This window comes from Paenarthrobacter sp. NPDC089988 (assembly GCF_044748465.1).
Classification (GTDB): Bacteria; Actinomycetota; Actinomycetes; order Actinomycetales; family Micrococcaceae; genus Arthrobacter.
This window is the reverse complement of the sequence record NZ_JBIVGD010000005.1, coordinates 83429-106743: the sequence shown is the minus strand read 5'-3', so window position 1 is coordinate 106743 and position 23315 is coordinate 83429. Positions and strand designations below refer to the sequence as shown.

Here is a 23315-nt window from a genome sequence, read left to right as displayed (position 1 = left end):
GACGACGGCCACTCCCCTTGGGGAGCAGCCGTCGTCGGGCGTTTGCTACTTGGCGTCAGCCGTTACCGGGGTCTTTTCCTCGGCGGGCTTTTCAGCAGCCGGGGCCGGTGCGGGAGCAGCGGCAGGCTTGGGAGCCGGCGTCGCTGCGGCCACAAAGGCACCGCGCGGGTTGTCCAGGTCGATCAGCTGGGTGGTGTCGCGGCCTGCGAAGAAGGACAGGATCCAGCCGAAGATCACGCGGAACTTGCGCTCAACCGTGGGCATGGCCATGCCGTGGTAGCCACGGTGTGCCAGCCAGGCGAGACCGCCCTTGAGGCCGATGCGGCCCAGGAGGTTGATGTTGGCAACACCCTTCCACTCGCCGAAGCCGGCTACCGCACCAAGGTTCTTGTGCTTGTAGTCGTGGAGCGGCTTGTCCCAGCGGGAAGCCCACAGGTTCTTGGCGAGCTTCTTGGCCTGGCGAAGCGCGTGCTGCGCGTTCGGCACGCAGGTGCCGTCCGGCAGGCCCTTGCCCGTAAGGTCCGGAACAGCGGCGATGTCGCCTGCGGCCCAGGCGTTCTCGATGATGCCTTCGTCGCCCGCGATGCGCAGGTCCGGGAGGACGCGGACGCGGCCACGCGGTTCCAGCGGGAAGTCGGTGGAGCGGATCATCGGGTTGGCCTGCACACCGGCAGCCCAGACCAGGGTGTCGGCTTCGACTTCACCTGCGGAGGTCTTGTCCGGCAGGTTGATGAGCTTGAGGTTGCCCTCGGCGCTGTCCAGCGAGGTGTTGAGCAGGACCTCGATGCCACGGCTGCGGAGGTGCTCCACAACCCACTCGGCCTGGGGTGCGGTGACCTCGGGCATGATGCGGCCCATGGCCTCGACCAGGATGAAGCGGACTTCTTCCTGGCGGACGCGCGGGTTGTTGCGGACGGCTGCGCGGGCGAGGTCTTCCATTTCGGTGAGGCACTCGATGCCGGCAAAACCGCCACCGACAACCACGAAGGTGAGGGCCTTGGCACGCTCTGCGGGATCGGTCATGGTGGACGCCGCTTCGATGCGCTCCAGGACCTTGTTGCGCAGTGCAACGGCTTCCTCGATGGTCTTCAGGCCGATGCCCTTGTCCGCGAGGCCCTTGATGGGGAACGTACGGGTGATGGCGCCTGCGGCGATCACAACGTCGAAGTACGGGATCTCGAACGGCTCGCCACCGTCGGAGGGTGCCACCACCGCAGTGCGGTTTGCGTGGTCGATGCCGGTGACGCGGCCCTGGATGAGCTCGGTCTGCTTCAGGTGCTGGCGGTGGGAGACCACGGCGTGGCGGGCCTCGATGTTGCCACCTGCCACCTCGGGAAGGAACGGCTGGTAAGTCATGTAGGGCAGTGGATCCACGACGGTGACGATGCCACCTGCGTTCGCGATCTTCTTCTGCAGTTTGAGGGCTACGTACAGTCCGACGTAGCCGCCGCCGACGACGAGAACGCGCGGACGGTCAATGAGCTCTGGGGTGGTTGCCATGAATCCAGAGTACAGCACTTTGTGAAAATCTTCACTAGCTACTTCTTCGCGGGTGGATCCACCACTTCCACGGCCCCTGTTTCGGCCTCTTCCGGCACCGCCGGCGGGTTCTTGTAGGCACGCCGCAACTGCAGCGCTGCGCCCGTAATAATGGCCGCGAAAAGGGCACCGAAACCAAGCACGACGGCGGCAGGCAGGGCGTCGTCGACGCCCGCCGGCGTCTTCGCCGAGGGAACGGTGGGGTCGGCCAGCGTTGGAGGCGCACTCGTGGGGCTGGCCACCGGGGCTTGCGAAGGTGTGCTGAAGTCCCCGCGACGGTGCACGCGGATCCAGTCCGCGATGGACCCCAGGGGGTTCACCGAAGTATTGGGTACGTCGCCCTTCAACGCAGCCTCGGCGTCGAGGATTCCGTAACCGTAGATGGGGTCCTTGCCCGGGGCGCCGGCATCCTTGGCCGTGCTGACGATCCTGTTGATCACCTGCTTGGCGCTCATGTCCGGCCACTTGGACCGGATCAATGCGGCCACGCCGGACACGATCGGAGCAGCTCCCGAGGTTCCGGCCCATTCCGCGTAGCCGCCGCCCGGAACGCCGCCTACGAGGTCTTCGGCGGGAGCCGCAACGCCAATGCTGATGCCCTGCGACGAGGAGTCGACACTGGCTTTTCCGTCACTGTCGAGGCCGGCCACGGTGAGGACACCGGGGATGGTGGCCGGTGCACCCACCTGGACGTTGCCGCCCACACGGTTGCCCGCGGCCGCGACGATCACCACGTCTTTCTGCTCGGCGTACAGGAACGCGGCATCCCAGCTTTGTGGCCAATCCGGAGACGTGCTGCCCAAGGAGATGTTGATGACCTTGGCGCCGTTGTCCACTGCCCAGCGAACGGCCACCGGAATTTGTTCCTGGTCCGTCTTGCCTCCAGGGTTGGGCGAGCCAAGCCACGTGGACACGGACAGGATGTCAGCTTCGGGCGCAACGCCCACCATGCCATCCGGTCCCCCTGCAGGCGGAACCGTTGGGGTCGCAGGCGCAGAAGCGGTGGGCGAGGCAGTTGGCGTCGTGTGGCCGCGTCCGGCCAGCATGGTGGCCACCAGGGTTCCATGCTCCGGCTTTGCCCCGATGCTCTTCTGGCCGTTGGCGGCTCCGGCTCCGGAGGCATCGGCCCCGCCCGTCACCACGCCTTTGAGGTCCGGGTGGTTGCCGTCGACGCCGCTGTCGATAACGGCAACCTTGACCCCGGCGCCCTTGGAGACCTGCCAGGCATTCGTGATGCCTGAGTCCTTCAGCCACTGCTCCTTGTCACGCCAGGAATCTGCCATGGCCGACGGAGCAGAAGCCAATCCCCCCACCAGGGTTCCTCCGGCCAGGAAGGCAGCCAACGAGACCGAAAGGAGCCGCCTTTGCCACATGGTCATGCAACTCCCCGGATACTGAGCGCGATGCCATCAAGGATGTCGTGCTCGCTGGAGGTTGCCCCCTGGATACGGCCTTCAGTTACCTGGTCCAGGCGCTCAAGGATCCTGCGCCACACCAAGGCCCCGGCGCCGATCACGTCCACCCGGCCGGGGTGCATGTAAGGCAATGCAGCCCGCTCGGACCGGCTCATCTCCAGCAGGTTGGTTGCGGCATCGCTGATGGTCTCAATGTCCAGGTACGCGCCGTGGATCTTGTCGGGCTGATATTCGCCCAGTCCAAGGGCGTGCGCGGTGATGGTGGTGATCGAACCAGCCACCCCAACCACGGCTGTGGCGCGGCCAAGCGGTACCGTTCGTGCCGCGAGATCAAGGGCCGCATCGACGTCGGCCTCCGCAGCGGCGATCTGGGCTGCCGTCGGCGGGTCGCTCTTGAGGTGCCGCTCGGTCAACCGCACGCACCCGATATCCACTGAACGGGCGGCAATCACGCCGTTCGCGTCGCCCAGGACGAATTCGGTACTGCCGCCGCCAAGGTCAACCACCAGGACGGCGTCGTCGCCCTTGATGGGCAGGACGCTGCTGGCTCCGGCAAAGGACAGTGAAGCTTCCTCGTCGCCCGAGATGACTTGGGGGGCAACGCCCAGCAGGTCCTGGATGCCGTCCACGAACACCTGGCGGTTGCGGGCATCGCGGGTGGCGGACGTGGCAACAAACCGGACGGGTGCAGCGCCATGGTCTGCGATGAGGGCCGCGTAGTCCTTGGCCGCGGCAAAGGTACGGTCCAAGGCCTCCGGAGCGAGTTCGCCGGTAGCGTCCACACCCTGCCCCAGGCGCACGACGCGCATTTCCCGGACAACGTCGGTCAGTGGCCCCGGCGAACCGTCAGCCGACACATCGGCGATCAGCAGGCGGATGGAATTGGTTCCGCAGTCAATGGCGGCAACGCGGCTCATGTACGCTCTTCCGTCGATTCCGGGGTGGACATTGTCGATTCCGGGCTGGGCAATGGGGTCTTCGATTTCCGGACCGGGGCAGGCCTGCCCACGATGTCCGGCAGGCCCTGCGGACCATGGCGGCTGAGGTCCCGCGAAGGAGCCTCCCCCGCGGTGTCCCAGGCGCCGTCGCAATAGCAGCGCTCCTTGGTCCACCACCCGGAGATGGCCTCCAGCGCCTCGTCGCCCAGGGGGTTGACGCCGGGACCGGCAGCCAGTGAGTGTCCCACGAGCACGTGCAGGCACTTGACCCGGGTGGGCATGCCGCCGGCAGAGACGCCGTCGATTTCCGGAACGGCTCCGGTTCCGGAACGTTCGGCAATCTCGTTGCGCGCTTGCAGGTAGGCGTCGTGGGCGCCGTGATAGGCAACGGCCAACTCCTGGTCCTCCACCAGGCGATCGTTCATCCGGTTCATCAGGCCACCGGCCTCCAGCCGGGAAACAGCCGAGGTGATCACGGGATGCGTGAGGTAGAACGTGGTGGGAAACGGTGTCCCGTTGCTGAGCCTGGGTGCCGTGGCCGCAACCAACGGGTTGCCGCACACGCAGCGCGCGGGGATCTCCACCACGTCACGGACGGGCCGGCCAAGCTGACGGCTCAGGACATCAAGGTCATGTGCTGATGGCTGGCGGGATTCCTGCGGCATTGCTGCCGTGTTCTCTTCCACTTGCGCTGCCAACCTTCCTGCCCTTTTGGTCGCCTCCCGTCAGGGCACGACGGCGGCGGGCACCGCGTCTAGTCTGTTGCCGATCGTCTGATGGACTCCCAAAGTGCATCCACCCAAGGCAGGTTTGCCGGGTTCGCAGATGATCCGGAGCCGGTGCGGCCCCCAGGGGTTCCGGCGGCTTCATCCCCGCCAAATACCCAGTAACCCGTTTCACCCGGCATAACCATGTTAATGCGGTCTCGGGCCTGCTGCTTCACATAGTTGGGGTCCTGCCACCGGGAGAGCTGCTTGTTGAGGTCCGCCTGCTCGGCTTGCTTGCTGGCGATTTCGGCTTCCAGCGCCGAGATTTCGGAGCGCTTCTCCAGGAAAATCTTCACCGTAGGGGCCAACATGATGGTGATGGCAATCATCACGACGGCCAGCGCCAACACGCGGCCGGAGAACGCCTTGGCCGGGACCGGATCACTCGCCTGCGTTCCTTGTGATGCCTTGTCCTTGGAGCCGGATCCCACGGCCGGGGCTTTTGCCGAGGCCGCTGACGAGCCGGCGGAGGCAGCCTTTCCCGCAGTGGTGACCCGTGGACGGACGGGGGTCCTGGGGGCACCGGGCCGTCGGGGGACGGCAGCCTTGCCGTGGGCTTCAACGCGGGGAGCGGGTTTGCCGCCCGAACCACCTGCGGCGCTTGGGCTGGCGTCGCCAAACTCTGCCTTGATGAGGTCGCCGCCTGCCTGGCCCGCCGTACCTTGCCGCGTGGGCTCAGGGCCCTTCCCCGGCCCTTGGACGGACGCGGCATGACCTGACGGCCTGCCGAGGGCACCAGCCTTGGGTACCTTGGGACGACGGGTGGCCATGACACTCCTGTAATGCCCGGTGCTTGCCTGGCGGGTTCTGCGCTTGCCCTGCGCCTGTACGTGACCGAAGTCCTGATGCCCGCGGTTCAGCAGGCAAGCGTTAAACAGAACCGGTGGCTATGGTCCTTCCACCATAGCCACCGGTCAGCTGTTTCCGCTGAAGGCTAGCCCTTGAAACGCGGGAAAGCGCTGCGGCCGGCGTAGCGTGCGGCGTCGTCGAGTTCCTCTTCGATGCGCAGGAGCTGGTTGTACTTGGCAACGCGCTCGGAGCGGGCCGGGGCACCGGTCTTGATCTGGCCGGCGTTGGTGGCAACGGCGATGTCGGCGATGGTGGTGTCCTCGGTTTCGCCGGAGCGGTGCGAGGTGATGGTGGTGTATCCCGAGCGCTGGGCCAGGGAAACAGCGTCCAGGGTCTCGGTCAGCGAACCGATCTGGTTGACCTTGACCAGGAGGGAGTTGGCCGTGGCGGCGTCGATGCCCTGCTGCAGGCGGACCGGGTTGGTGACAAAGAGGTCGTCGCCAACCAGCTGGACCTTGTCGCCGATCGTGTCGGTGAGGGTCTTCCAGCCTTCCCAGTCGTTCTCGTCCAGCGGGTCCTCGATGGAAACCAGCGGGTAGTCGGCAACAAGGCCGGCGTAGTAGGCGCTCATCTCGGAAGCGCTGAGGGCCTTGCCCTCGAACTGGTAGGCGCCGTCCTTGTAGAACTCGGAGGAAGCAACGTCCAGGGCCAGGGCGATGTCCGTGCCCGGGGTGTAGCCGGCGTTCTTGATGGCTTCCTGGATCAGGTCCAGTGCAGCGCGGTTGGACGGCAGGTTGGGAGCGAACCCACCTTCGTCGCCGAGGCCGGTGGAAAGGCCCTTCTCCTGGAGGACGGCCTTGAGGTTGTGGTAGACCTCAACGCCCCAGCGCAGCCCCTCGGAGAAGGTCTCGGCACCGATCGGGGCGATCATGAATTCCTGGATGTCAACGTCGGAGTCTGCGTGCGAACCACCGTTGAGGATGTTCATCAGCGGAACCGGAAGGACGTGGGCGTTCGGGCCACCGAGGTACTTGTAGAGCGGCAGGTCGGCCGAAGCGGCAGCGGCGTTGGCTACGGCGAGGGAGACACCGAGAATGGCGTTGGCGCCCAGCTTGCCCTTGTTCGGGGTGCCGTCGAGGTCGATCATCGCCTGGTCGATGCTGCGCTGGTCCGTGGCGTCGAAGCCGATCAGGGCCGGGGAGATCTCGTCGATAACGGCGTCTACGGCCTTCTGGACACCCTTGCCGAGGTAACGGCCCTTGTCGCCGTCACGGAGCTCAACGGCCTCGTGCTCACCGGTGGAGGCACCGGAAGGAACTGCTGCACGGCCGATCTGGCCGTCGGAGAGCAGGACCTCAACTTCTACAGTCGGGTTACCGCGGGAATCAAGGATCTCGCGTGCGTGGATGGCATCGATAAGCGCCATGGATGTGCTCCTTATGGTGAAGCGATTTACAGGAATCTAGAGGGGAATTCTCGACGTCCTCGTCGCTACTAGCGTAGTCGAGAGTGGCTTAGGTTACGGAACGGCTTCCAACCGCTCACGTCATGAAGGCCGGCCTTGGCCGTCCTGGAACGTTCGCACCGCCCCACGAAGGGCCCGCTCGGCGTCGAGTCCCTGGTCCCGGGCACCGGCGACGATCGCCAGCAGCAGCTCACCCAGCGCCTCTTCCGAGGCTGGGATGGCAGGAACCACGACGTCGGCCTGCGCGCCTTGAAGTTCGGTGGCCAAGCCTGCGCGTGCGGCCCTGTCCAGGGACTTCTGTGCCCCCGCCAAGGCGGGCAGATGTGGCGGGATGCCCTCGAACGGATCGGTACGCTCCGGCTTTTCCGCCCGTTTGGCAGCATCCCACTTCAGGATGATTTCCTCCACCGTTGCGGGGAAAGTGTCCTGGAGCGTGCCGTCGGCTTTGAAGACGTGCTGGTTCCGCCGGATCATTTTTGCGTTGATGTCCCGCGCAACCGCCGCGAAGTCAAAGCTGCCGCGCTCCTCGGCGAGCCGGGCGTGCAGCACTACTTGAAGCAGCACATCGCCCAGCTCGCCGCGAAGCTCATCGTCAACAGCACCGGCCTCGATCGAGTCCACCACTTCATAGGCTTCCTCGATCAGGTACTCCACCAGCGACTCGTGGGTGAGCGCGCCCATCCACGGGCAGTGCTCCCGGAGTGCGGCGATTGTTTCGATCAGGGTGTCGAGGCTGGATTTGTCAGCCGAGGTTGGCGTAGGCATCGTTGATGTACTCCACCAGGGCTTCGCGCTCGTCCAGCGGCAGGAACGCTGCCTCGGCGGCGTTGAGCGTCAGCTCCAGCAAGTCATCGAGGTCGTAGTCGAAAGTCTCCACCAGGAGCTCGAACTCGTCCGTGAGGGTGACGCCGCTCATGAGGCGGTTGTCCGTGTTGATGGTGACGTTGAAGCCGAGTTGGAACAACATGTCCAGCGGGTGGTTCTCGATCCCTTCGCCAAAGTTGGCGATCGCACCGGTTTGCAGGTTGGAGGAGGGGCAGATTTCCAAGGCGATGCCGCGGTCGCGAACCCAGCCGGCCACGTTGCCGAGGGTTACCAACCCCACGGTGCCTTCGCCGTCGTCGTCCGCGTCTTCCTCGAACTCAACCGTGATGTCCTCGGCGATCCGGACGCCGTGTCCCAAGCGCAGGGCGCGGCCGTCAACCAGGGCGGACTGGATGCTGTCCAGGCCAGCCGCCTCGCCCGCGTGGACTGTTGCCGGGAAGTTGTTGGCGGCGAGGTAGGTGAACGCTTCTTTGAAGCGGGAGGGCAGGAAACCGTCCTCGGCACCGGCAATATCGAAGCCCACAGCGCCCTTGGTCCGGTGGCGGACGGCGAGTTCGGCGATTTCCTGGCCACGGTCTGCGTGGCGCATGGCGGTGATGAGCTGGCCTACCTGGATCTGCTGTCCGCGCTCGTCGGCGGCGGCCACGCCGGCTTCCAGGCCGGCCTGGACGGCTTCCACAACCTCATCGAGGCTGAGGCCCTTCTGCAGGTGCTGCTCCGGGGCCCAGCGGACCTCACCATAGACCACGCCGTCTTCGGCCAGGTCCTCGACGAACTCCTTGGCCACCCGGAAGAGGCCTTCCTTGGTCTGCATCACGGCAATGGTGTGGTCGAAGGTCTCAAGGTAGCGGACCAAAGAACCGGAATCGGCGGATTCGCGGAACCACTCACCCAAAGCGACTGGATCCGTAGATGGCAGGGTGTGGCCGATGGCCTCCGCCAGTTCGATGATGGTGGCGGGGCGCAGTCCTCCGTCCAGGTGGTCGTGGAGGGAAACCTTCGGCAGGCTCTTCAGATCGAAGTCGAGGGCAGGGGCAGCGTCAAGAATTGGCTCAGTCACGTACCCAACTGTAGGGGGACGGCAGGTGCTTAGCCAGCAGGCTTGGAACGGTCGACGCCGGCAATCGCCTTTGCGCTTACGTCTGCCGTGGGAGCGGTCCCGCGGGCGGCGGCTTCCTTGGCATAGTCCTTCTTCTCGAGGTACTTGTGCCACCAGCGCAGCACGTGGTCCACGACGATGCCAAGGACCACGGCGAAGGCCACGGCAATACCGACGCCAAGCAGCGGGTTGTGGTGGACCCATTGGCCGGCGAGGAGTCCGATGCCAATCGAGTAGCCAACCCAGGTGATGCAGGCAAAGGCATCAAGGAAGAAGAAGGTGCGGTGCCGGAATCCGGTCTGCCCTGCCACATAGTTCACTGCGACGCGTCCCCATGGAATGTAGCGGGCCGTGAAGATCAGGACGGCTCCGCGCTTGTCCAGCTCGTACTGGGCCCACGCGAACATCTTCTGGACCTTGGGGCGGCGCATCCATTTCCAGCGGGTCAGGCCGATCTTGCGGCCCAGCATGTAGGCCATGTTGTCGCCGGCCATGGCGCCAATAAGCGCCGTGGTCCCCAGGATCCAAAGGTTGGGTTCCCCGCTGTGAAGGGACAGCGCCGAGAGGCCAACAATTGCTGTTTCGCTGGGAAGGATGGTGGCGAATCCGTCGATGAAGAAGAACACCAGGAGCACCGGGTAAATCCAAGGCTGCCCGGCTGCATGCTCGAGCATTTGGTTCAAAAACTCCACGCGGCGGTAGCTCCTAGATGAATATGACTTGACACTGTGACGGAAGTCGCTCTTAGTGTCCCATGGCCGGGACGTCGTTCGCTACGCCCCAGCCTCGGGATCACACCTTTAACGCTAGCCGCGAGGGAGTTGTTCCGGCGTCAACCGGCGGGGTGATCTTACCCTGTTCGGGGTCTCATACCTTGGGTGGAGGCGGGGCGCTCTCCCCCGGCTGGCTCTCCGTCTCAGGGATGTCCTTGCCGTCCAGGGGCACGGAGCCGCGAACCTTGCTGATGATGCGGTCGATGATGATGCCCAGGATCACGGCCACCACGATCGCGATCACGGCACCGAGCAAATGGTTGTGCTCGAACCACACACCAAAGAAGTAGCCAAGGACCACCGAGTAGCCGGCCCACATGACCGCGGACAATGCCGTCAGGGCAACGAAGCGCCGGTGGTTGAAGTGGGTGGCCCCGGCTGTGAGGTTCACCGCGACGCGGCCGATCGGGATGAACCGCGCCACCATGATCAGCGAGGCGGCCCGGCGTCGCAGTTCCTTCCCCGCCCACCGGAAGGCTCCCTGCATGCGCTGGGTCCGCATCCAGCGCCACCGCTGGATGCCAATGCGGCGCCCGATCAGGTACGCGATGTTATCCCCGGAGAAAGCGCCCAGCGCTGCCACCAGGGCCAGCAGCCACACGTTCGGTGAACCGCTGCTTCCGGAGACAGCGCTGAGCCCTACCACCACCGATTCGCTGGGGATCGGCGGAAAGAAACCGTCGATGACGCAACAGGCCAACACCAGGAACAGCACCCAGGGCTGCCCGGCTGCGGCAAGGATGAAATCGTTGATGGCCTGCACGGGAATTAAGCCTAGGCGATCCTGTCGATGATCAGTTGCCGGGCCGGGCGCGAACCCTCCGGCGCAATCACCACGGCATCCTGCAACGCTTCCTTGGCGCGGCCGAACTTCTCAGGAGTATCCGTCAGGAGCGTCATGAGCGGCTCTCCCGCGCGGACCAGGGCACCGGGCTTGGCATGGAGCCGCACGCCTGCCGCCGCTTGGACCTGGTCCTCCTTGCGGGCCCGCCCGGCGCCGAGCCGCCACGCAGCCACGCCCACCGAGAGGGCGTCCAGTTCCACCAGCACGCCGTCTGCCGGAGCGTAGACAACCTCGGATTCCCGGGCAACCGGCAAGGCTGCCCGGGGATCGCCACCCTGGGCTTCGATCATGCGGTTCCACACGTCCATGGCCCGGCCGTCCTTGAGCGCGGCGGCGGGGTCGGCGTCGTGGATCCCCGCACCCGCCAACATCTCTTCGGCGAGCCGGACGGTCAGTTCGACGACGTCTTCCGGACCACCGCCCGCAAGGACCTCCACCGACTCTTCCACCTCAATCGCGTTGCCCGCGGTCAGGCCGAGCGGCGTGGACATGTCCGTCATCAACGCAACCGTGTGCACGCCGGCGTCCTTGCCCAGGGCCACCATGGTCTCCGCGAGCTCCCGTGCCTTGGCCTCGTCCTTCATGAAGGCGCCAGAGCCAACCTTTACGTCGAGGACCAGAGAGCCAGTGCCCTCGGCGATCTTCTTGCTCATGATCGAGGAGGCAATCAGGGGGATCGCCTCCACGGTCCCCGTCACGTCGCGGAGGGCATAGAGTTTCTTGTCCGCCGGAGCCAGTCCCGATCCGGCCGCGCAGATCACGGCGCCAACGTCCTGGAGCTGGGCCATGATCTCTGCATTGCTGAGGTTCGCCCGCCATCCGGGGATGGCCTCGAGCTTGTCCAACGTACCGCCGGTGTGGCCCAGGCCGCGGCCCGAAAGCTGCGGGACGGCCACCCCGAAAACAGCCACCAACGGCGCAAGCGGGAGCGTGATCTTATCCCCCACCCCACCGGTGGAGTGCTTGTCGCTGGTAGCCTTCCTGCCGCCGTCGGGCGTTGTCAGCGACGAAAAGTCCATCCGCTCCCCCGAGGCGATCATGGCGGACGTCCAGCGCGAGATCTCTTCCCGGTCCATGCCATTCAGGAGGATGGCCATATTGAGCGCGGCCATCTGCTCCTCGGCAATGACGCCCCGGGTGTAGGCATCGATGGTCCAGTCGATCTGTTCGGGCGTCAAGGTGCCCTTGTCCCGCTTGATGGTGATGATCTGGACGGCGTCGAACGCTTCGGTACTGGTCACGTGTTTTCCTCCAGGTGTTCCGGACCGAAGGCGTCAGGGAGCACCTGGTCCATGGTTTTGATGCCTTGGGTGGTCATGAGCTGCATGCCGGGTGCGCGGAACTCATACAGCAACTGGCGGCAGCGGCCACAGGGCATCAAGACGTTCCCTTGGCCATCCACGCAGTAGAAGGCCGCAATCCTGCCACCGCCGCCCATGTGCAGTTGCCCCACCAGGGCACACTCGGCGCACAGGGTCAGGCCGTAGCTGGCGTTCTCCACGTTGCAGCCGCTGATGATCCGGCCGTCCTCGGTGAGGGCCGCGGCCCCCACCGGGAACTTCGAATACGGTGCGTAGGCCTTCCCCATGGCCTCCTTGGCGGCGTCCTCCAGGAGCCGCCAATCGACGTCGCTCATCCGTCAACCCTTCACGTACGGTATGCCGCTCGCGGCCGGTGGCCTTGACCTGCCCACCAAGCCGGCGACGGCGAAGATGGTCACCAAGTACGGCAGCATGGCCATGAATTGGCTGGGCACCGGAGTTCCGATGATGCCCAGGATGGACTGCAGGTTGTACGCGAAGCCGAACAGCAGCGAGGCCAGGAAGGCACCGATGGGGTTCCACCGGCCGAAGATCAACGCCGCCAGGGCGATGAAGCCTCGGCCACCGGAGATCTCCTTGGTGAAGGAGTCGATGGTCACCAACGTGAAGACTGCCCCGCCGATGCCGGCAATGGCGCCGCCCAACGTGACATTCCAAAATCGGGTGGCGTTGACGTTGATGCCCAGGGTGTCTGCCGCCTGGGGGTGCTCGCCCACTGCACGGACACGCAGGCCCCAGCGGGTCTTGAACAGCCCAAACCACACCACTGCCACGGCAACGTACATCAGGTAGCCGGCGATCGACTGTTCAAAGAGGATCGGGCCAATGATGGGAATATCGGAAAGCAGCGGAATCGGAAGGATGTCCAGGCGGCCGGGGGTATTGAATTGGTCCTTGTTTGGAGCCATGACCGTTCCGAACAGGAAGCCCGTGAGGCCCGAGACCAGGACGTTCAGGACAACGCCCACAATGATCTGGTTGACCAGGTACTTGATGCTGAACACTGCCAACACCATGGACACCGCGGCACCTGCCGCCGCAGCAGCAACCAGGCCGATGTAGGGGCTGCCCGTGACCGTGGCCACGAGCGCGGCAGTGAAAGCGCCGCCCAGCAACTGGCCCTCGATGGCGATGTTGACCACGCCTACCCGTTCACACAGGACGCCGGACAACGAACCGAACACCAAGGGAACGGCCAGCGTCACCGAACCCGCCACCAGGCCCGCAAGGGAGATGGACGGCTGGCGGGCGCCGGCCACGATCCACACGAGCAGGGCGAAAACGAACACAACGGCGAACGCGATCGGCAACCACTTGGGCGAACGTTCCCCGCGCGTCCAGAGGTAGATCGAGTAGGCCGCCATGGCCAGCAGCAGGATGGCCAGCACCACCCCGCCTACTTGGCCGGGAATGATGAGGGCGGGAACCTGGACACTGTCGCCGGGATCGCTGATCTTCATTTCGGCAGTTTGTCCGGGGCCGAGCAGTCCGAAGAACACCAGGGCCAGCAGGGCCAGGACACCCAGGGAAACGGGAACCTTCAACGAGGGGCGCGCGCCCGGCAGTGCGGTTGCTCCAGCCCGGGGAGCGGTGGTTGTAGCGCTCACTTGGCACCTCCGGTGACAACGGCGGCGTTCGGTGCCGCCTTCTTGTTTTTCTTCTTCTTGCTGTCCAGCCGGAAGAGGGACCGGATCAAGGGCGGAGCGGCGATGAACAAAACAATGAGCGACTGGACCACCAGGACAATGTCGATCGGTGTGCCCGTCTGGATCTGCATCTGGACTGCGCCGGCCCGGAACGCACCGAACAACAGCCCGGCGAAGAAGGTACCCCACGGAGTACTGCGGCCCAGCAGGGCAACCGTGATGGAGTCGAAGCCGATCTGGGCGGCAACGCCACCAGTGAGGACCTTCTCCGTTCCGGCAACCTGGGCCACGCCACCGAACGCCGCGAGGGCTCCGGCAAACGCCATCACCAGGATGGTGGCGCGGGGAACCTTGACGCCGGCCGTCCGCGCCGCGGCTGGGTTGGCGCCCACTGCACGGAATTCAAACCCAATGGTGGACCGGTTCAGCATCCACCACACGCCGTACGTCAGCAACACGGCCACAAGGAAGCCCAGGTGGAGCCGCGAGCCCGGGATGAGGACCGGGTAAGTAGCCGATTCGTCCAGCCTTGGCGAGATGGGGCTGTTGTCCCCCGGCCGGCGGAACGCTGCCGTGTTGAGGAGGAAGTCCAGCAGGAACAGGGCAACATAGTTCAGCATGATGGTCACGATGACCTCGTGCGCACCCGTCCGGGCCTTCAGGACGCCAACGATTCCACCCCACACGGCACCGCCGAGGACGCCCATGATGATGACCACCAGGAGGTGCAAGCCGAAGGGCAGGTGCCAGGTGAAGCCAACGTAGGCGGCCAGGGTAGCGCTGATGATGATCTGCCCCTGGGCGCCGATGTTGAACAAACCGGCACGGAAGGCCAAGGCAACGCCCAGGCCGGCGCAGATGAGCGGCGTAGCCACGGTCATGGTTTCCAGCAGCGGCATGAAGCCCTGGCGTGTGTTGAACACCGCGCCTTGGAAGAGCGCCACGTAGCTTTTGGTCATGGCGTCCCACAGGGCCAGCAGGAAGTCGGTGGGCCGGGCGAAGAAGTAGCCGGCGGTCCTTGCCACGCGGGCATCCGTGCTGGCGATCAGGAGGCCACCGAGGATCAGCGCCACGATCACGGCGAGGACGGAAACGAACCCGTTGCCCATGACGATCCTGCGGAACAGGCTGCCCTGCTGGTGCCCGATATCCCCGCTCTGCGAGGAGACCGGAACGATCGATGGCTCCAGGGTGCCGCCTGCTGTGTCCAGGGCGACGTCCGCCGCCTGGGCATCAGCGGTGGATTCCTGGGGTGTTGGGTCCTTCTTGGACTGGTCGCTGCTGGTCTGGTCACTGGTTGTCATCGGAGCCCCCTTCCGGGCTGACGCCGGCCATCATGAGGCCGAGGGTGTCGCGGGGAGTCCCGGCGGGAACAATGCCAACGAGCTTGCCCTTGTAAAGCACGGCAATGCGGTCTGCGAGTTCCATGACTTCATCGAGCTCCGTGGAGACGATCATCACGGGCGTTCCAACATCGCGCTCGGCGACGATGCGCTTGTGCAGGAATTCAATGGAGCCAACATCCACGCCGCGGGTGGGCTGGCTGGCGATGAACAGCCGCAACGGGCGGGACAGTTCACGGGCCATGACCACTTTTTGCTGGTTGCCGCCGGAGAGGGTTCCCGCCGCGGCACCAGCCGACGGAGTCCGGATATCGAACTCCTCGATCTTGGCCTTGGCATTGTCAGCCACCTTGGCCGGCTTCATGCTCACGCCGCTGGCGAAAGGCGCTTGGTCATAGAGGTCAAGGACGAGGTTCTCCGCGACGGAGAACGGTCCCACCAGGCCGTCGACTGTCCGGTCCTCAGGAACAAAGCCAACACCGGAACGCAGGACATCCTTAACCGGCAACCCCAGGAGCTGCTTGCCGTCCAGGGTGACGGAACCGGTGACATGTTCCTGCACTCCAAGGATCGCCTCGGTAAGTTCCGTTTGCCCGTTGCCCTGGACACCGGCGACGGCGAGGATCTCGCCTTGGGCGATGTCGAAGCTGATTCCATCCACCACGTTGGTGCCGTTGGGGGCACGGACGGTGAGATTCTCGACGACGAACGTGGTTTCCTTGGGCTGGGCCGCCGCCTTGTCCAAGCTCAGGCTGACTGGACGGCCCACCATCATTGAAGCAAGTTCGGCGGCCGAAGCGGTAGGCGGAGCATCGCCCACCACCTTGCCGCGCCGGACCACGGTGATGACGTCCGAGACGGCCTTCACTTCCCGCAGCTTGTGGGAGATGAACACGATCGAGGTCCCGCTGGCTTTGAGCTGGCGCATGATGTCCAGGAGCTCATCGGTTTCCTGCGGCGTCAGGACTGCCGTGGGCTCGTCCAGGATGAGTACCTTGGCTTCGCGCACCAGCGCCTTGATGATCTCCACGCGCTGTTGGACACCCACGGGAAGGTCTTCCACCAGGGCGTCCGGGTCCACGTCGAAGCCGTACTTCCCCGAGATCTCGCGGATCCTGCGGCGGGTTTCATCCATGCTGAGGACGCCGCCGAAGGACGTCGGTTCGGCACCGAGGGCCACGTTTTCGGCGACAGTGAACACCGGGACCAGCATGAAGTGCTGGTGCACCATGCCGATTCCCGCCGCCATGGCGTCGCCAGGGCCGCGGAAGTTCACGGGCTGGTCATCCACTAGGATCTGGCCGGCTGTAGGTTCATAGAGGCCGTACAGCACATTCATGAGGGTTGATTTTCCGGCACCATTCTCGCCGAGGAGGCAATGGATCTGGCCGGATTCGACCACGAGGTCGATGTCTTGGTTGGCGTAGAAGCTCCCGAACGCTTTCGAGATCCCCTGTAATTCGAGTTTCACAACTCCCACCGTTCTTTGAGTCCGAGGGACGGCTGCACTGCTCACTACCTATGGCAGCAGCCTACGTCAGGGCAAAAACGCGCCGCCAGTACCGCGGAACGGTACTGGCGGCGCGTCCAGGAGTTGCTACTTCTTGGGGCTGGCCGCCGATTCGACTTTCAGCTTCCCGGAGATGATGTCCGCCTTGAGCGCATCGAGTTCGCTCTTGGTTTCTGAGGAGATGGCCGAGTCAAGATCGTGGAACGGGGCGATCGCCACGCCGTCGTTGGCCAGCGTGCCAACGTAGGCTTCGTTGCTGAACTTGCCCTCCTTGTCGTCCTTCACCACGGTTTCCACGGCTTCGCCCATCTGCTTGACCACGGAGGTCAGCATCAGGTCCTTGTATTCGGGAGCGGTGAGGAAGCCATCGGAGTCAACCCAGATGAGCTTGACGTCCTTGCCGGCCGCCTTTGCTTCCTTGAGGGCAGCGCCTGCACCCTTGCCAACAGGTCCGGCTACGGGCATCACGATGTCCGCGCCCTGATCCAGCAGGTTCTTGGTGATCTGCTTTCCGGTGTCCTGCTTTTCGAAGTCACCGGTGAAGGAGCCGTCCTGCGTGGCCTTGTCCCAGCCGACAACCTGGACGGTCTTGCCCTTGGCCTTGTTGTAGGCCTGGACGCCGTCGTAGAAGCCGTCCATGAAGATGGTGACCGTGGGCAGCTTGATGCCGCCGAAGGTTCCCACCTTGCCGGTCTTGGTGGCCGAGGCAGCGGCGTAGCCGGCCAGGTAGGCGGCCTGGGCGGTGTCGTAGACAACCGGCTTCACGTTGGCGATGGGGGTCTGGTACGAGTAGTCAATGATGGCGAAGTGCTTGTCCGTGTTCTTCTCGGCAGCAGCCTTGGTGGCATCGCCCAGGAGGAACCCGACCGTGATGGTCATGTTGCAGTTGGCCGACACCATGCCGTTCAGGTTGGTCTCGAAGTCGCTGTTGGCTTTGGACTCCGCGGACTTCACGGTGATGCCCAGGTCCTTTTCGGCCTTCTTGAGGCCCTCGAAGGAGGACTGGTTGAAGGACTGGTCGTCAAACCCACCGGAGTCGGAGACGATGCAACCGGTGTAGTTGCTGGCGGTATTGCTGGCGGAGCCGGCGTCGGGAGCCTGTCCGCAGCCGCTGAGCAGGAGCGCGCTGGCGCCCAAGGTGGCCACACCGGCCATCGAACCGCGCTTCAGGGTGGCACGCAGTGGTTTCTTCAATGTTCCTCCAGGAAGAAAGTGATGATCGCTACGACTGGTGGTCAATGAGTGTCCGTTTCCAAAACCCCGGGGCAGAAATTCTGTTTTCACTGATGCTTCGCAGCATTTGCGCCGTAGCGCATTGATAACCACCACCCTAGTGGCGTACACCACACGGAGATAGCACAAAGCTGGCCCCTGCCCCAGATCGTTGACTTTTTGTTACCAATCAGTAGGCAGGGGCACGCGTCACAGGCGGACCAGCATCTTTCCGGTGTTCATTCCGTCCAGCAGATCGATGAAGGCACGCGGCGCATTTTCCAGTCCATCCACGATCGTCTCGTCGTAGCTGACGGTGCCATCGGCCAACCAGCCAGCCATCTTCTGCCGGAACTCCGCTGCGTGCTGCCGTTGGCCGCCCACCAGGAAGCCGCGAAGCGTCAGCTGCTTGCCAATGGCCACAGCAAGGTTCCGCGGCGCTGCCGGGGGCTCGGTGGAGTTGTACTGTGCAATGGCCCCGCACATGGCTACCCGACCGCCAACGTTGAGCGTAGCCAAGGCCGCTTCGAGGTGCTCGCCACCGACGTTGTCGAAGTAGACGTCGATGCCGCGCTCCCCCGCTGCCGCACTTAGCTGTTCAAGCACGGGAGCGTCGTTGTAGTTGAAGGCTGCGTCGAAGCCAAGCTCCAACAGCCTGGCAACCTTGGCTGCCGAGCCCGCACTGCCAATCACCTTGCCGGCGCCCATCGCCTTGGCGATCTGCCCCACCATGGAACCCACGGCACCCGCGGCGCCGGAGACGAAGACAACGTCGCCTTCCTTGAACTCGGCCACCTTGAGCAGTCCGGCGTAGGCGGTCAGCCCGGTCATGCCCAACGCACCGAGGAACGCCGATGCCGGCGCAAGCCCGGCCGGCACCGTGGTGGCCGTTGCGGCGTCAACCACTGCGTGTTCACGCCACCCCAGCTGATGCACGACGACGTCACCCACCTTGTGCGCGTCCGAACGCGACGCGATCACCTCACCCACCGCACCGCCGTCGAGCGCTGCATCGAGGCGGAAGGGCGCCGAGTACGACTTAGCGTCGTTCATGCGGCCGCGCATGTAGGGATCCACGGACATGAACTGGTTCTTCACCAGGACCTGGCCGTCCTCCAGCTGGGGAAGCCCAGCCTCGGCCAGGCGGAAGTTGTCCGGAACAGGCCGGCCTGAGGGCCGGGAGGCGAGCTGGATTTCGCGGGTTGCGGCAGGAAGGTCCTGCGTCACGGCGCTCATGCTGCGAACTCCACGAGCTTGAGGTCCACGGCGATGTTGCCACGGGTGGCATTGGAATAGGGGCAGATCGTATGCGCCTTGGCCATGAGTTCCTCGGCCTTTTCCTTGCCCAAGGCGGGCAACGCGATTTCGAGTTCGGCAGCCAGGCCGTATCCTTCGCTGTCGGTCAAGGCTCCGAAGTGGATCTTCGCGGCGACGGCGGAGTCCGTCAGGTCAACGCGTTCCTTCCGGCCCACCAGGCGCAGCGCGGAGTGGAAGCAGGCCGCGTATCCGGCAGCAAACAACTGCTCCGGATTGGTTCCCTGGCCGTTGCCGCCCAGTTCCACGGGGCTTGCCAGGGCTACGTCAAGCCTGCCGTCGTTAGTGCGGGCATTGCCTTCACGGCCTTCGCCGGAGGCAAGTGCCTCAGCTGTGTAGAGGGTCTTCATGGGTAGTGTCCCTTTCTGGTGTGAAATCTTTTTCTCTTTATGAAGCCTTCAGAGTGACTTCTGCAGGGCCGCAGTGAGTTTGCCGAGGGTGGCATGCAGTTGCTGGATCTCCGCGGCAGACAGTCCTGCGGCGTCAGCGAGGCGCTGCGGAACGGCTTCTGCACGCTCGCTCAGCCGGCTCCCTGCCGCGGTGAGGACCACGTCAACACGGCGTTCGTCCTCGGCGGACCGGTGGCGCTCCACGAGGCCGAGTGCCTCAAGGCGCTTCAGGAGCGGTGACAGGGTCCCTGAATCCAAGCCGAGCTCGGCCCCCAACCCGCGCACGCTGCGCGGCTCCTGCTCCCAGAGGACCAGCATCACCAGGTACTGCGGATACGTCAGGCCCAGATCGTCCAGCACGGGGCGGTAGACCGCCGTCGCGGCTTTCGATGCCGAGTACAGCGCAAAGCAGACCTGGTGGCGGAGGCGTGGAGCATCACTCATGGCTAAAACGGTAGCGCACAATTGAATTGTGCACAACTAAATTTCCGCTGCGTTCACCCAACTGAGTCGCAGTAGATGCCGTTATGAGGGGTCAAAACGGCATCTACTGCGACTCAGTTGGGTCTAGTTCTGGAGATCCCGGATGGTCCGAAGAGCCGCAGCCGTCAGGACGCGGACCCCGAAGCCCAAGGCCCGCTCGTCCACAATGAAGTCGCCACGGTGGAGGTCGTACTCCTCGCCACCGGGCGTATGGGTGCCCAAGCGCATCATGGCACCGGGGAGGTCCGCGAGGAACCAGGCGAAGTCTTCGCCACCCATGGACTGCGGGGTCAGGACCACGGCGTTCTCGCCAAGTTCCGCCCGGGCAGCGGCCTCGATCAGCGCCGTCTCGTGCTCCGAGTTGACCACCGGAGGAACGCCACGGGTGTGTTCCAAGTGAACGTCCACGCCATACGGGGCAGCGACCTGCTTCACCACATCGTCCAACAGCTCTCCGGCGCTGTGCCACGCATCGCGGTCCAGGCAGCGCATGGTCCCGGCCATGTATCCGCTGCCCGGGATGGCGTTGGGGGCAGAGCCCGCCGAGATCTGGCCCCACACCACGGAAACACCACTGCGGACGTCAACGCGGCGCGACAGGACGGCCGGGACATTGATGGCGATCTGCGCCAGCGCGAACACCAGGTCTTCGGTCAGGTGGGGCCGGGAGGTGTGCCCGCCGCGGCCCGTCAGCTCGATTTTGATGGTGTCCGACGCCGAGGTGATCGCGCCGATGCGGGTGCCGATCTGGCCGGCGTTGATCCTGGGGTCGCAGTGCAGCGCCAGGATGCGGGGAACACCCTGCAGCACCCCTTGCTCAATGCAGGACAACGCACCGCCGGGCATGGTTTCCTCGGCCGGTTGGAAGATGATTCGGACCGTGCCGCCCAGCGGATTGTTCTTGTGCATGCGCTGCAGCGTCAAGGCGATGCCCAGCATGGTGGTGGTGTGGACATCGTGGCCGCAGGCGTGTGTCACTCCGTGGTTCTTGGAGGCGAACGGCAAGCCGGTTTCCTCGATGATCGGCAGCGCATCGATGTCGCCGCGGAGGGCTGTGGCAATGGGCCCTTCCCCCACATCCACCGTCAGGCCGGTGTTCTCCAGGCGGCGCGGCTTCAAGCCGGCGGCCTCGAGCCGCTCCACGAGCTTGTCCGTGGTGCGGAACTCCTTGAAGGAAAGTTCAGGGTGCGCGTGCAGGTCCCGCCTGAATTCGATGAGTCCGGGCAACAGCTCGTCAACCCAGGGGCCTACAACAGGGGTGGGCTCGGTTTCAGTCGTGTAATTGCGCACGTCACAACTCTAGCCATGCACGGCCCCGGAAGAACGAAAGCCACCTCTTGGTTACGCTGCGTTCAGGTGCAGGACAACCAAAGAGGTGGCTTAAGTCACAAGCCTGGGCTAGAGCACGTCCGTGTCGCCGCTGGCCTTCAGGGCATCCACGGCGCCCTTGACCCGCTGTGCGTGTTCCTTGGTGGTCACCAGGAGTGCGTCGGGAGTGTCCACGATGACAACGTCCTTGATGCCGATCAGCGCGATCACGCGCTTGGTGTCCGAGACAACCACGCCGCTGGCGTTTTCGGCGAAGACACGAGCACCTTCGCCGAGGACGGTCACCTCGTCGACGTCGCCGGCATTGTTAAGTCGTCCGATGGCGGCGAAGTCACCGACGTCGTCCCAGCGGAAAGTACCAGGTACGACGGCGACATCGCCGGCTGCCGCTGCGGGCTCGGCAACGGCGTAGTCAATGGCAATCTTGGGCAAGGTGGGCCACACGCGTTCGGTTACTTCGGCACGCTCCGGAGTGTCCCAGGCCTGGGCAATCTCCTGGATACCTGCGAAGAGCTCAGGCTGGTTGGCTTCCAGGTGCTGGAGCATGAGGGCTACCGGGGCTACGAACATGCCCGCGTTCCAGACGTAGTCGCCGGCCTCGACGTATTTGCGGGCAACGTCCTCGCTGGGTTTCTCCACGAATTCCGCCACGGCCAGGGCGTTGGGTGCGCCGTCGACCTTGAGTTCCTTGCCGGAGCGGATGTAGCCGAAACCTGTGGAAGGGTGCGTGGGCTTGATGCCGATGGTGACGATCTTGCCGGTGGCCGCGGTGAAGATCGCCTCGCGGACGGTGTCCTGGAAGAGCTCGTCCGGGCTGATCACCTGGTCGGCAGCGAAGGAGCCCATGATCGTCTCCGGGTTCCTCTGGTGGAGGATGGCCGCGGCCAGGCCAATGGCGGCGCCGGAATCCTTGGGTTCGCTTTCGAGGACCAGCTCGTCGTCCCCTACTTCGGGAAGCTGGCGGCACACGGCGGCCCTGTGCGCCTGGCCCGTTACGACCAGGACCCGCTCGCCGGCCAGGGGCTCGAGGCGATCGTAGGTTGCCCTCAAGAGAGTGCTGCCGGAACCGGTCAGGTCATGGAGGAACTTCGGTGCCGCGGCGCGCGAGAGTGGCCACAGCCTGGTTCCCACACCGCCGGCCGGAATGACTGCATGGAAGCGGTCCAAGGGTGATTCCGGGAATGTCGCGTCTTCTGTACTCACCTCAACACTTTATCGGACACAGCTGCCCGGCCCTGCCGCACGCCACACATGTGGCATTAGTCTCATGCAACGGAAAAATTCCCGGAATCCCGGGCGGGAAACACAGAATTAACAAGCAGAGAAGCCGGTCCTAAATTGAATAAGCTGTTAGCGAAGCCTAGATTTAGGCGTGAGCTACGAGTGCTCTCGCAGCAGGCGTTCCCCCCGCGTGGATCCCATGCCAGCGCCGCTGTGTTGCAGGAAGGTTTATTCAGTGCCGACAAAACCAGCTGGCACCTTGTACCGCGGCCGTGAAGGCATGTGGTCCTGGGTTGGACACCGTATTACCGGTGTAGTGATCTTTTTCTTCTTGTTGGTCCATGTGCTGGACACCTCATTGGTGCGCGTGTCCCCTGAGGCCTACACCGCCGTTATCGGCGCCTACAAGAACCCCCTGATGGCCCTGGGTGAAACGGGCCTGGTCGCTGCGATCATCTTCCACGCCTTCAACGGCCTGCGCGTGATCGCCATCGACTTCTGGAAGAAGGGCGCAAAGTACCAGCGCCAACTGCTGTGGGTCGTACTTGCGCTGTGGCTGGTTACGTTCGCAGGGTTCGCCATCCGCCACCTTTCCCTCGCGCTGGGAGGCCACTAAGCCATGACCACCATCCAGTCCCCCCGTTCGGGCAAGATCGCCCCGAAGTACAACCGGACCGGCAGCAGCCGCGGCAACTTCGAAATGATCGCCTGGCTCTTCATGCGCCTCTCCGGCATCGTCCTGGTGGTGCTCATCTTCGGCCACCTGTTCGTGAACCTGCTGGTAGGCGAAGGCATCCACGCGATCGACTTCGGCTTCGTGGCAGGCAAGTGGGCAGATCCCTTCTGGCAGTTCTGGGACCTCGCCATGCTCTGGCTGGCCATGCTCCACGGCACCAACGGCGTCCGCACCATCATCAACGACTACGCGGAAAAGGATTCCACCCGCTTCTGGCTCAAGGTGGTCCTGTACGCAGCTACTGCGGTGATCGTTATTCTTGGCACCCTGGTGATCTTCACCTTCAACCCGTGCCCCGTCGTCGACGGCGTCCAGCTGCCTGGCGGATTCTGCCCGGCCCCGTAGCGGCGCAGCCG

At 64.5% G+C, this 23315-nt stretch carries 23 protein-coding genes; 2 read left to right on the top strand and 21 right to left on the bottom strand.

The window, feature by feature from the left end:
• Positions 1-45 precede the first annotated feature (45 nt).
• The 21 genes from ACIPV6_RS08695 to ACIPV6_RS08595 form a co-directional block, all read right to left on the bottom strand.
• Positions 46-1500: an NAD(P)/FAD-dependent oxidoreductase gene (locus ACIPV6_RS08695; RefSeq protein ID WP_400270484.1), complete on the bottom strand. Its 1455-nt coding sequence runs from the start codon at positions 1498-1500 to the stop codon at positions 46-48.
• 38 nt (positions 1501-1538) lie between these two features.
• Positions 1539-2918 carry a S8 family serine peptidase gene (locus ACIPV6_RS08690; protein ID WP_400270483.1) on the bottom strand — a complete coding sequence of 460 codons (1380 nt, stop codon included), beginning with the start codon at positions 2916-2918 and terminating at the stop codon, positions 1539-1541.
• Positions 2915-3871 (bottom strand): exopolyphosphatase, encoded by a 957-nt coding sequence (locus ACIPV6_RS08685; protein WP_400270482.1) that lies wholly within the window; start codon positions 3869-3871, stop codon positions 2915-2917. Before ACIPV6_RS08685 ends, ACIPV6_RS08690 begins: the two co-directional genes overlap by 4 nt.
• Positions 3868-4578: a DUF501 domain-containing protein gene (locus tag ACIPV6_RS08680; protein ID WP_400270481.1), complete on the bottom strand. Its 711-nt coding sequence runs from the start codon at positions 4576-4578 to the stop codon at positions 3868-3870. The genes ACIPV6_RS08685 and ACIPV6_RS08680 overlap by 4 nt, the downstream gene beginning before the upstream one ends.
• Positions 4579-4646: 68 nt before the next feature.
• The gene (locus tag ACIPV6_RS08675; protein WP_400270480.1) at positions 4647-5429 is read right to left on the bottom strand and encodes a septum formation initiator family protein; all 783 of its coding nucleotides are present in this window, start codon (positions 5427-5429) and stop codon (positions 4647-4649) included.
• 164 nt (positions 5430-5593) lie between these two features.
• Positions 5594-6874 carry a phosphopyruvate hydratase gene (gene eno, locus ACIPV6_RS08670; protein WP_387433287.1) on the bottom strand — a complete coding sequence of 427 codons (1281 nt, stop codon included), beginning with the start codon at positions 6872-6874 and terminating at the stop codon, positions 5594-5596.
• Positions 6875-6994: 120 nt separating this feature from the next.
• Positions 6995-7678 carry a MazG nucleotide pyrophosphohydrolase domain-containing protein gene (locus tag ACIPV6_RS08665; RefSeq protein WP_400270479.1) on the bottom strand — a complete coding sequence of 228 codons (684 nt, stop codon included), beginning with the start codon at positions 7676-7678 and terminating at the stop codon, positions 6995-6997.
• Positions 7656-8798, bottom strand: a complete 1143-nt coding sequence (locus ACIPV6_RS08660; RefSeq protein ID WP_400270478.1) for an adenosine deaminase — start codon at positions 8796-8798, stop codon at positions 7656-7658. The genes ACIPV6_RS08665 and ACIPV6_RS08660 overlap by 23 nt, the downstream gene beginning before the upstream one ends.
• A gap of 29 nt (positions 8799-8827) precedes the next feature.
• Positions 8828-9511, bottom strand: a complete 684-nt coding sequence (locus tag ACIPV6_RS08655) for a DedA family protein (protein WP_400270574.1) — start codon at positions 9509-9511, stop codon at positions 8828-8830.
• Between the two features lie 193 nt (positions 9512-9704).
• Positions 9705-10373: a DedA family protein gene (locus tag ACIPV6_RS08650; RefSeq protein WP_400270477.1), complete on the bottom strand. Its 669-nt coding sequence runs from the start codon at positions 10371-10373 to the stop codon at positions 9705-9707.
• A gap of 11 nt (positions 10374-10384) precedes the next feature.
• Positions 10385-11695, bottom strand: coding sequence for a thymidine phosphorylase (locus ACIPV6_RS08645; protein ID WP_400270476.1), 1311 nt, complete (start codon positions 11693-11695; stop codon positions 10385-10387).
• Positions 11692-12090, bottom strand: coding sequence for a cytidine deaminase (locus ACIPV6_RS08640; RefSeq protein ID WP_400270475.1), 399 nt, complete (start codon positions 12088-12090; stop codon positions 11692-11694). The genes ACIPV6_RS08645 and ACIPV6_RS08640 overlap by 4 nt, the downstream gene beginning before the upstream one ends.
• Positions 12091-12093: 3 nt before the next feature.
• Positions 12094-13383 (bottom strand): ABC transporter permease, encoded by a 1290-nt coding sequence (locus tag ACIPV6_RS08635; RefSeq protein WP_400270474.1) that lies wholly within the window; start codon positions 13381-13383, stop codon positions 12094-12096.
• Positions 13380-14726 (bottom strand): ABC transporter permease, encoded by a 1347-nt coding sequence (locus tag ACIPV6_RS08630; protein WP_400270473.1) that lies wholly within the window; start codon positions 14724-14726, stop codon positions 13380-13382. Before ACIPV6_RS08630 ends, ACIPV6_RS08635 begins: the two co-directional genes overlap by 4 nt.
• A complete protein-coding gene (locus ACIPV6_RS08625) occupies positions 14713-16236 on the bottom strand; it encodes an ABC transporter ATP-binding protein (protein ID WP_400270472.1) in 1524 nt (507 codons plus the stop codon). Before ACIPV6_RS08625 ends, ACIPV6_RS08630 begins: the two co-directional genes overlap by 14 nt.
• A 126-nt stretch (positions 16237-16362) precedes the next feature.
• Entirely contained in the window at positions 16363-17430 is a 1068-nt protein-coding gene (locus ACIPV6_RS08620) for a BMP family protein (protein ID WP_400270573.1), read from the bottom strand.
• A gap of 267 nt (positions 17431-17697) precedes the next feature.
• Positions 17698-18723, bottom strand: coding sequence for an NADP-dependent oxidoreductase (locus ACIPV6_RS08615; RefSeq protein ID WP_400270471.1), 1026 nt, complete (start codon positions 18721-18723; stop codon positions 17698-17700).
• The gene (locus ACIPV6_RS08610) at positions 18720-19151 is read right to left on the bottom strand and encodes an organic hydroperoxide resistance protein (protein ID WP_400270470.1); all 432 of its coding nucleotides are present in this window, start codon (positions 19149-19151) and stop codon (positions 18720-18722) included. The genes ACIPV6_RS08615 and ACIPV6_RS08610 overlap by 4 nt, the downstream gene beginning before the upstream one ends.
• A gap of 48 nt (positions 19152-19199) precedes the next feature.
• Positions 19200-19634 (bottom strand): MarR family winged helix-turn-helix transcriptional regulator, encoded by a 435-nt coding sequence (locus ACIPV6_RS08605; RefSeq protein ID WP_400270469.1) that lies wholly within the window; start codon positions 19632-19634, stop codon positions 19200-19202.
• 123 nt (positions 19635-19757) lie between these two features.
• The gene (locus ACIPV6_RS08600) at positions 19758-20963 is read right to left on the bottom strand and encodes an amidohydrolase (protein ID WP_400270468.1); all 1206 of its coding nucleotides are present in this window, start codon (positions 20961-20963) and stop codon (positions 19758-19760) included.
• Positions 20964-21071: 108 nt separating this feature from the next.
• Positions 21072-22205 carry a mannose-1-phosphate guanylyltransferase gene (locus tag ACIPV6_RS08595; RefSeq protein ID WP_400270467.1) on the bottom strand — a complete coding sequence of 378 codons (1134 nt, stop codon included), beginning with the start codon at positions 22203-22205 and terminating at the stop codon, positions 21072-21074.
• A gap of 253 nt (positions 22206-22458) precedes the next feature.
• Between ACIPV6_RS08595 and sdhC the strand changes: the two genes are divergently transcribed.
• Together sdhC and ACIPV6_RS08585 are read left to right on the top strand one after the other, a co-directional pair.
• Positions 22459-22839: a succinate dehydrogenase, cytochrome b556 subunit gene (gene sdhC / locus ACIPV6_RS08590; protein WP_011773978.1), complete on the top strand. Its 381-nt coding sequence runs from the start codon at positions 22459-22461 to the stop codon at positions 22837-22839.
• Positions 22840-22842: 3 nt separating this feature from the next.
• The gene (locus ACIPV6_RS08585) at positions 22843-23304 is read left to right on the top strand and encodes a succinate dehydrogenase hydrophobic membrane anchor subunit (RefSeq protein ID WP_387433251.1); all 462 of its coding nucleotides are present in this window, start codon (positions 22843-22845) and stop codon (positions 23302-23304) included.
• The last annotated feature ends 11 nt before the right edge of the window (positions 23305-23315 follow it).

What these genes read in the sequence shown, in the direction of transcription:
- ACIPV6_RS08695 (WP_400270484.1), bottom strand. Translation starts at nt 1,500, where the DNA reads ATGGCAACCACCCCAGAGCTCATTGACCGTCCGCGCGTTCTCGTCGTC.
- ACIPV6_RS08690 (WP_400270483.1), bottom strand. Translation starts at nt 2,918, where the DNA reads ATGACCATGTGGCAAAGGCGGCTCCTTTCGGTCTCGTTGGCTGCCTTC.
- ACIPV6_RS08685 (WP_400270482.1), bottom strand. Translation starts at nt 3,871, where the DNA reads ATGAGCCGCGTTGCCGCCATTGACTGCGGAACCAATTCCATCCGCCTG.
- ACIPV6_RS08675 (WP_400270480.1), bottom strand. Translation starts at nt 5,429, where the DNA reads ATGGCCACCCGTCGTCCCAAGGTACCCAAGGCTGGTGCCCTCGGCAGG.
- eno (WP_387433287.1), bottom strand. Translation starts at nt 6,874, where the DNA reads ATGGCGCTTATCGATGCCATCCACGCACGCGAGATCCTTGATTCCCGC.
- ACIPV6_RS08665 (WP_400270479.1), bottom strand. Translation starts at nt 7,678, where the DNA reads ATGCCTACGCCAACCTCGGCTGACAAATCCAGCCTCGACACCCTGATC.
- ACIPV6_RS08655 (WP_400270574.1), bottom strand. Translation starts at nt 9,511, where the DNA reads ATGCTCGAGCATGCAGCCGGGCAGCCTTGGATTTACCCGGTGCTCCTG.
- ACIPV6_RS08640 (WP_400270475.1), bottom strand. Translation starts at nt 12,090, where the DNA reads ATGAGCGACGTCGATTGGCGGCTCCTGGAGGACGCCGCCAAGGAGGCC.
- ACIPV6_RS08630 (WP_400270473.1), bottom strand. Translation starts at nt 14,726, where the DNA reads ATGACAACCAGTGACCAGACCAGCAGCGACCAGTCCAAGAAGGACCCA.
- ACIPV6_RS08620 (WP_400270573.1), bottom strand. Translation starts at nt 17,430, where the DNA reads ATGGCCGGTGTGGCCACCTTGGGCGCCAGCGCGCTCCTGCTCAGCGGC.
- ACIPV6_RS08615 (WP_400270471.1), bottom strand. Translation starts at nt 18,723, where the DNA reads ATGAGCGCCGTGACGCAGGACCTTCCTGCCGCAACCCGCGAAATCCAG.
- ACIPV6_RS08610 (WP_400270470.1), bottom strand. Translation starts at nt 19,151, where the DNA reads ATGAAGACCCTCTACACAGCTGAGGCACTTGCCTCCGGCGAAGGCCGT.
- ACIPV6_RS08605 (WP_400270469.1), bottom strand. Translation starts at nt 19,634, where the DNA reads ATGAGTGATGCTCCACGCCTCCGCCACCAGGTCTGCTTTGCGCTGTAC.
- ACIPV6_RS08585 (WP_387433251.1), top strand. Translation starts at nt 22,843, where the DNA reads ATGACCACCATCCAGTCCCCCCGTTCGGGCAAGATCGCCCCGAAGTAC.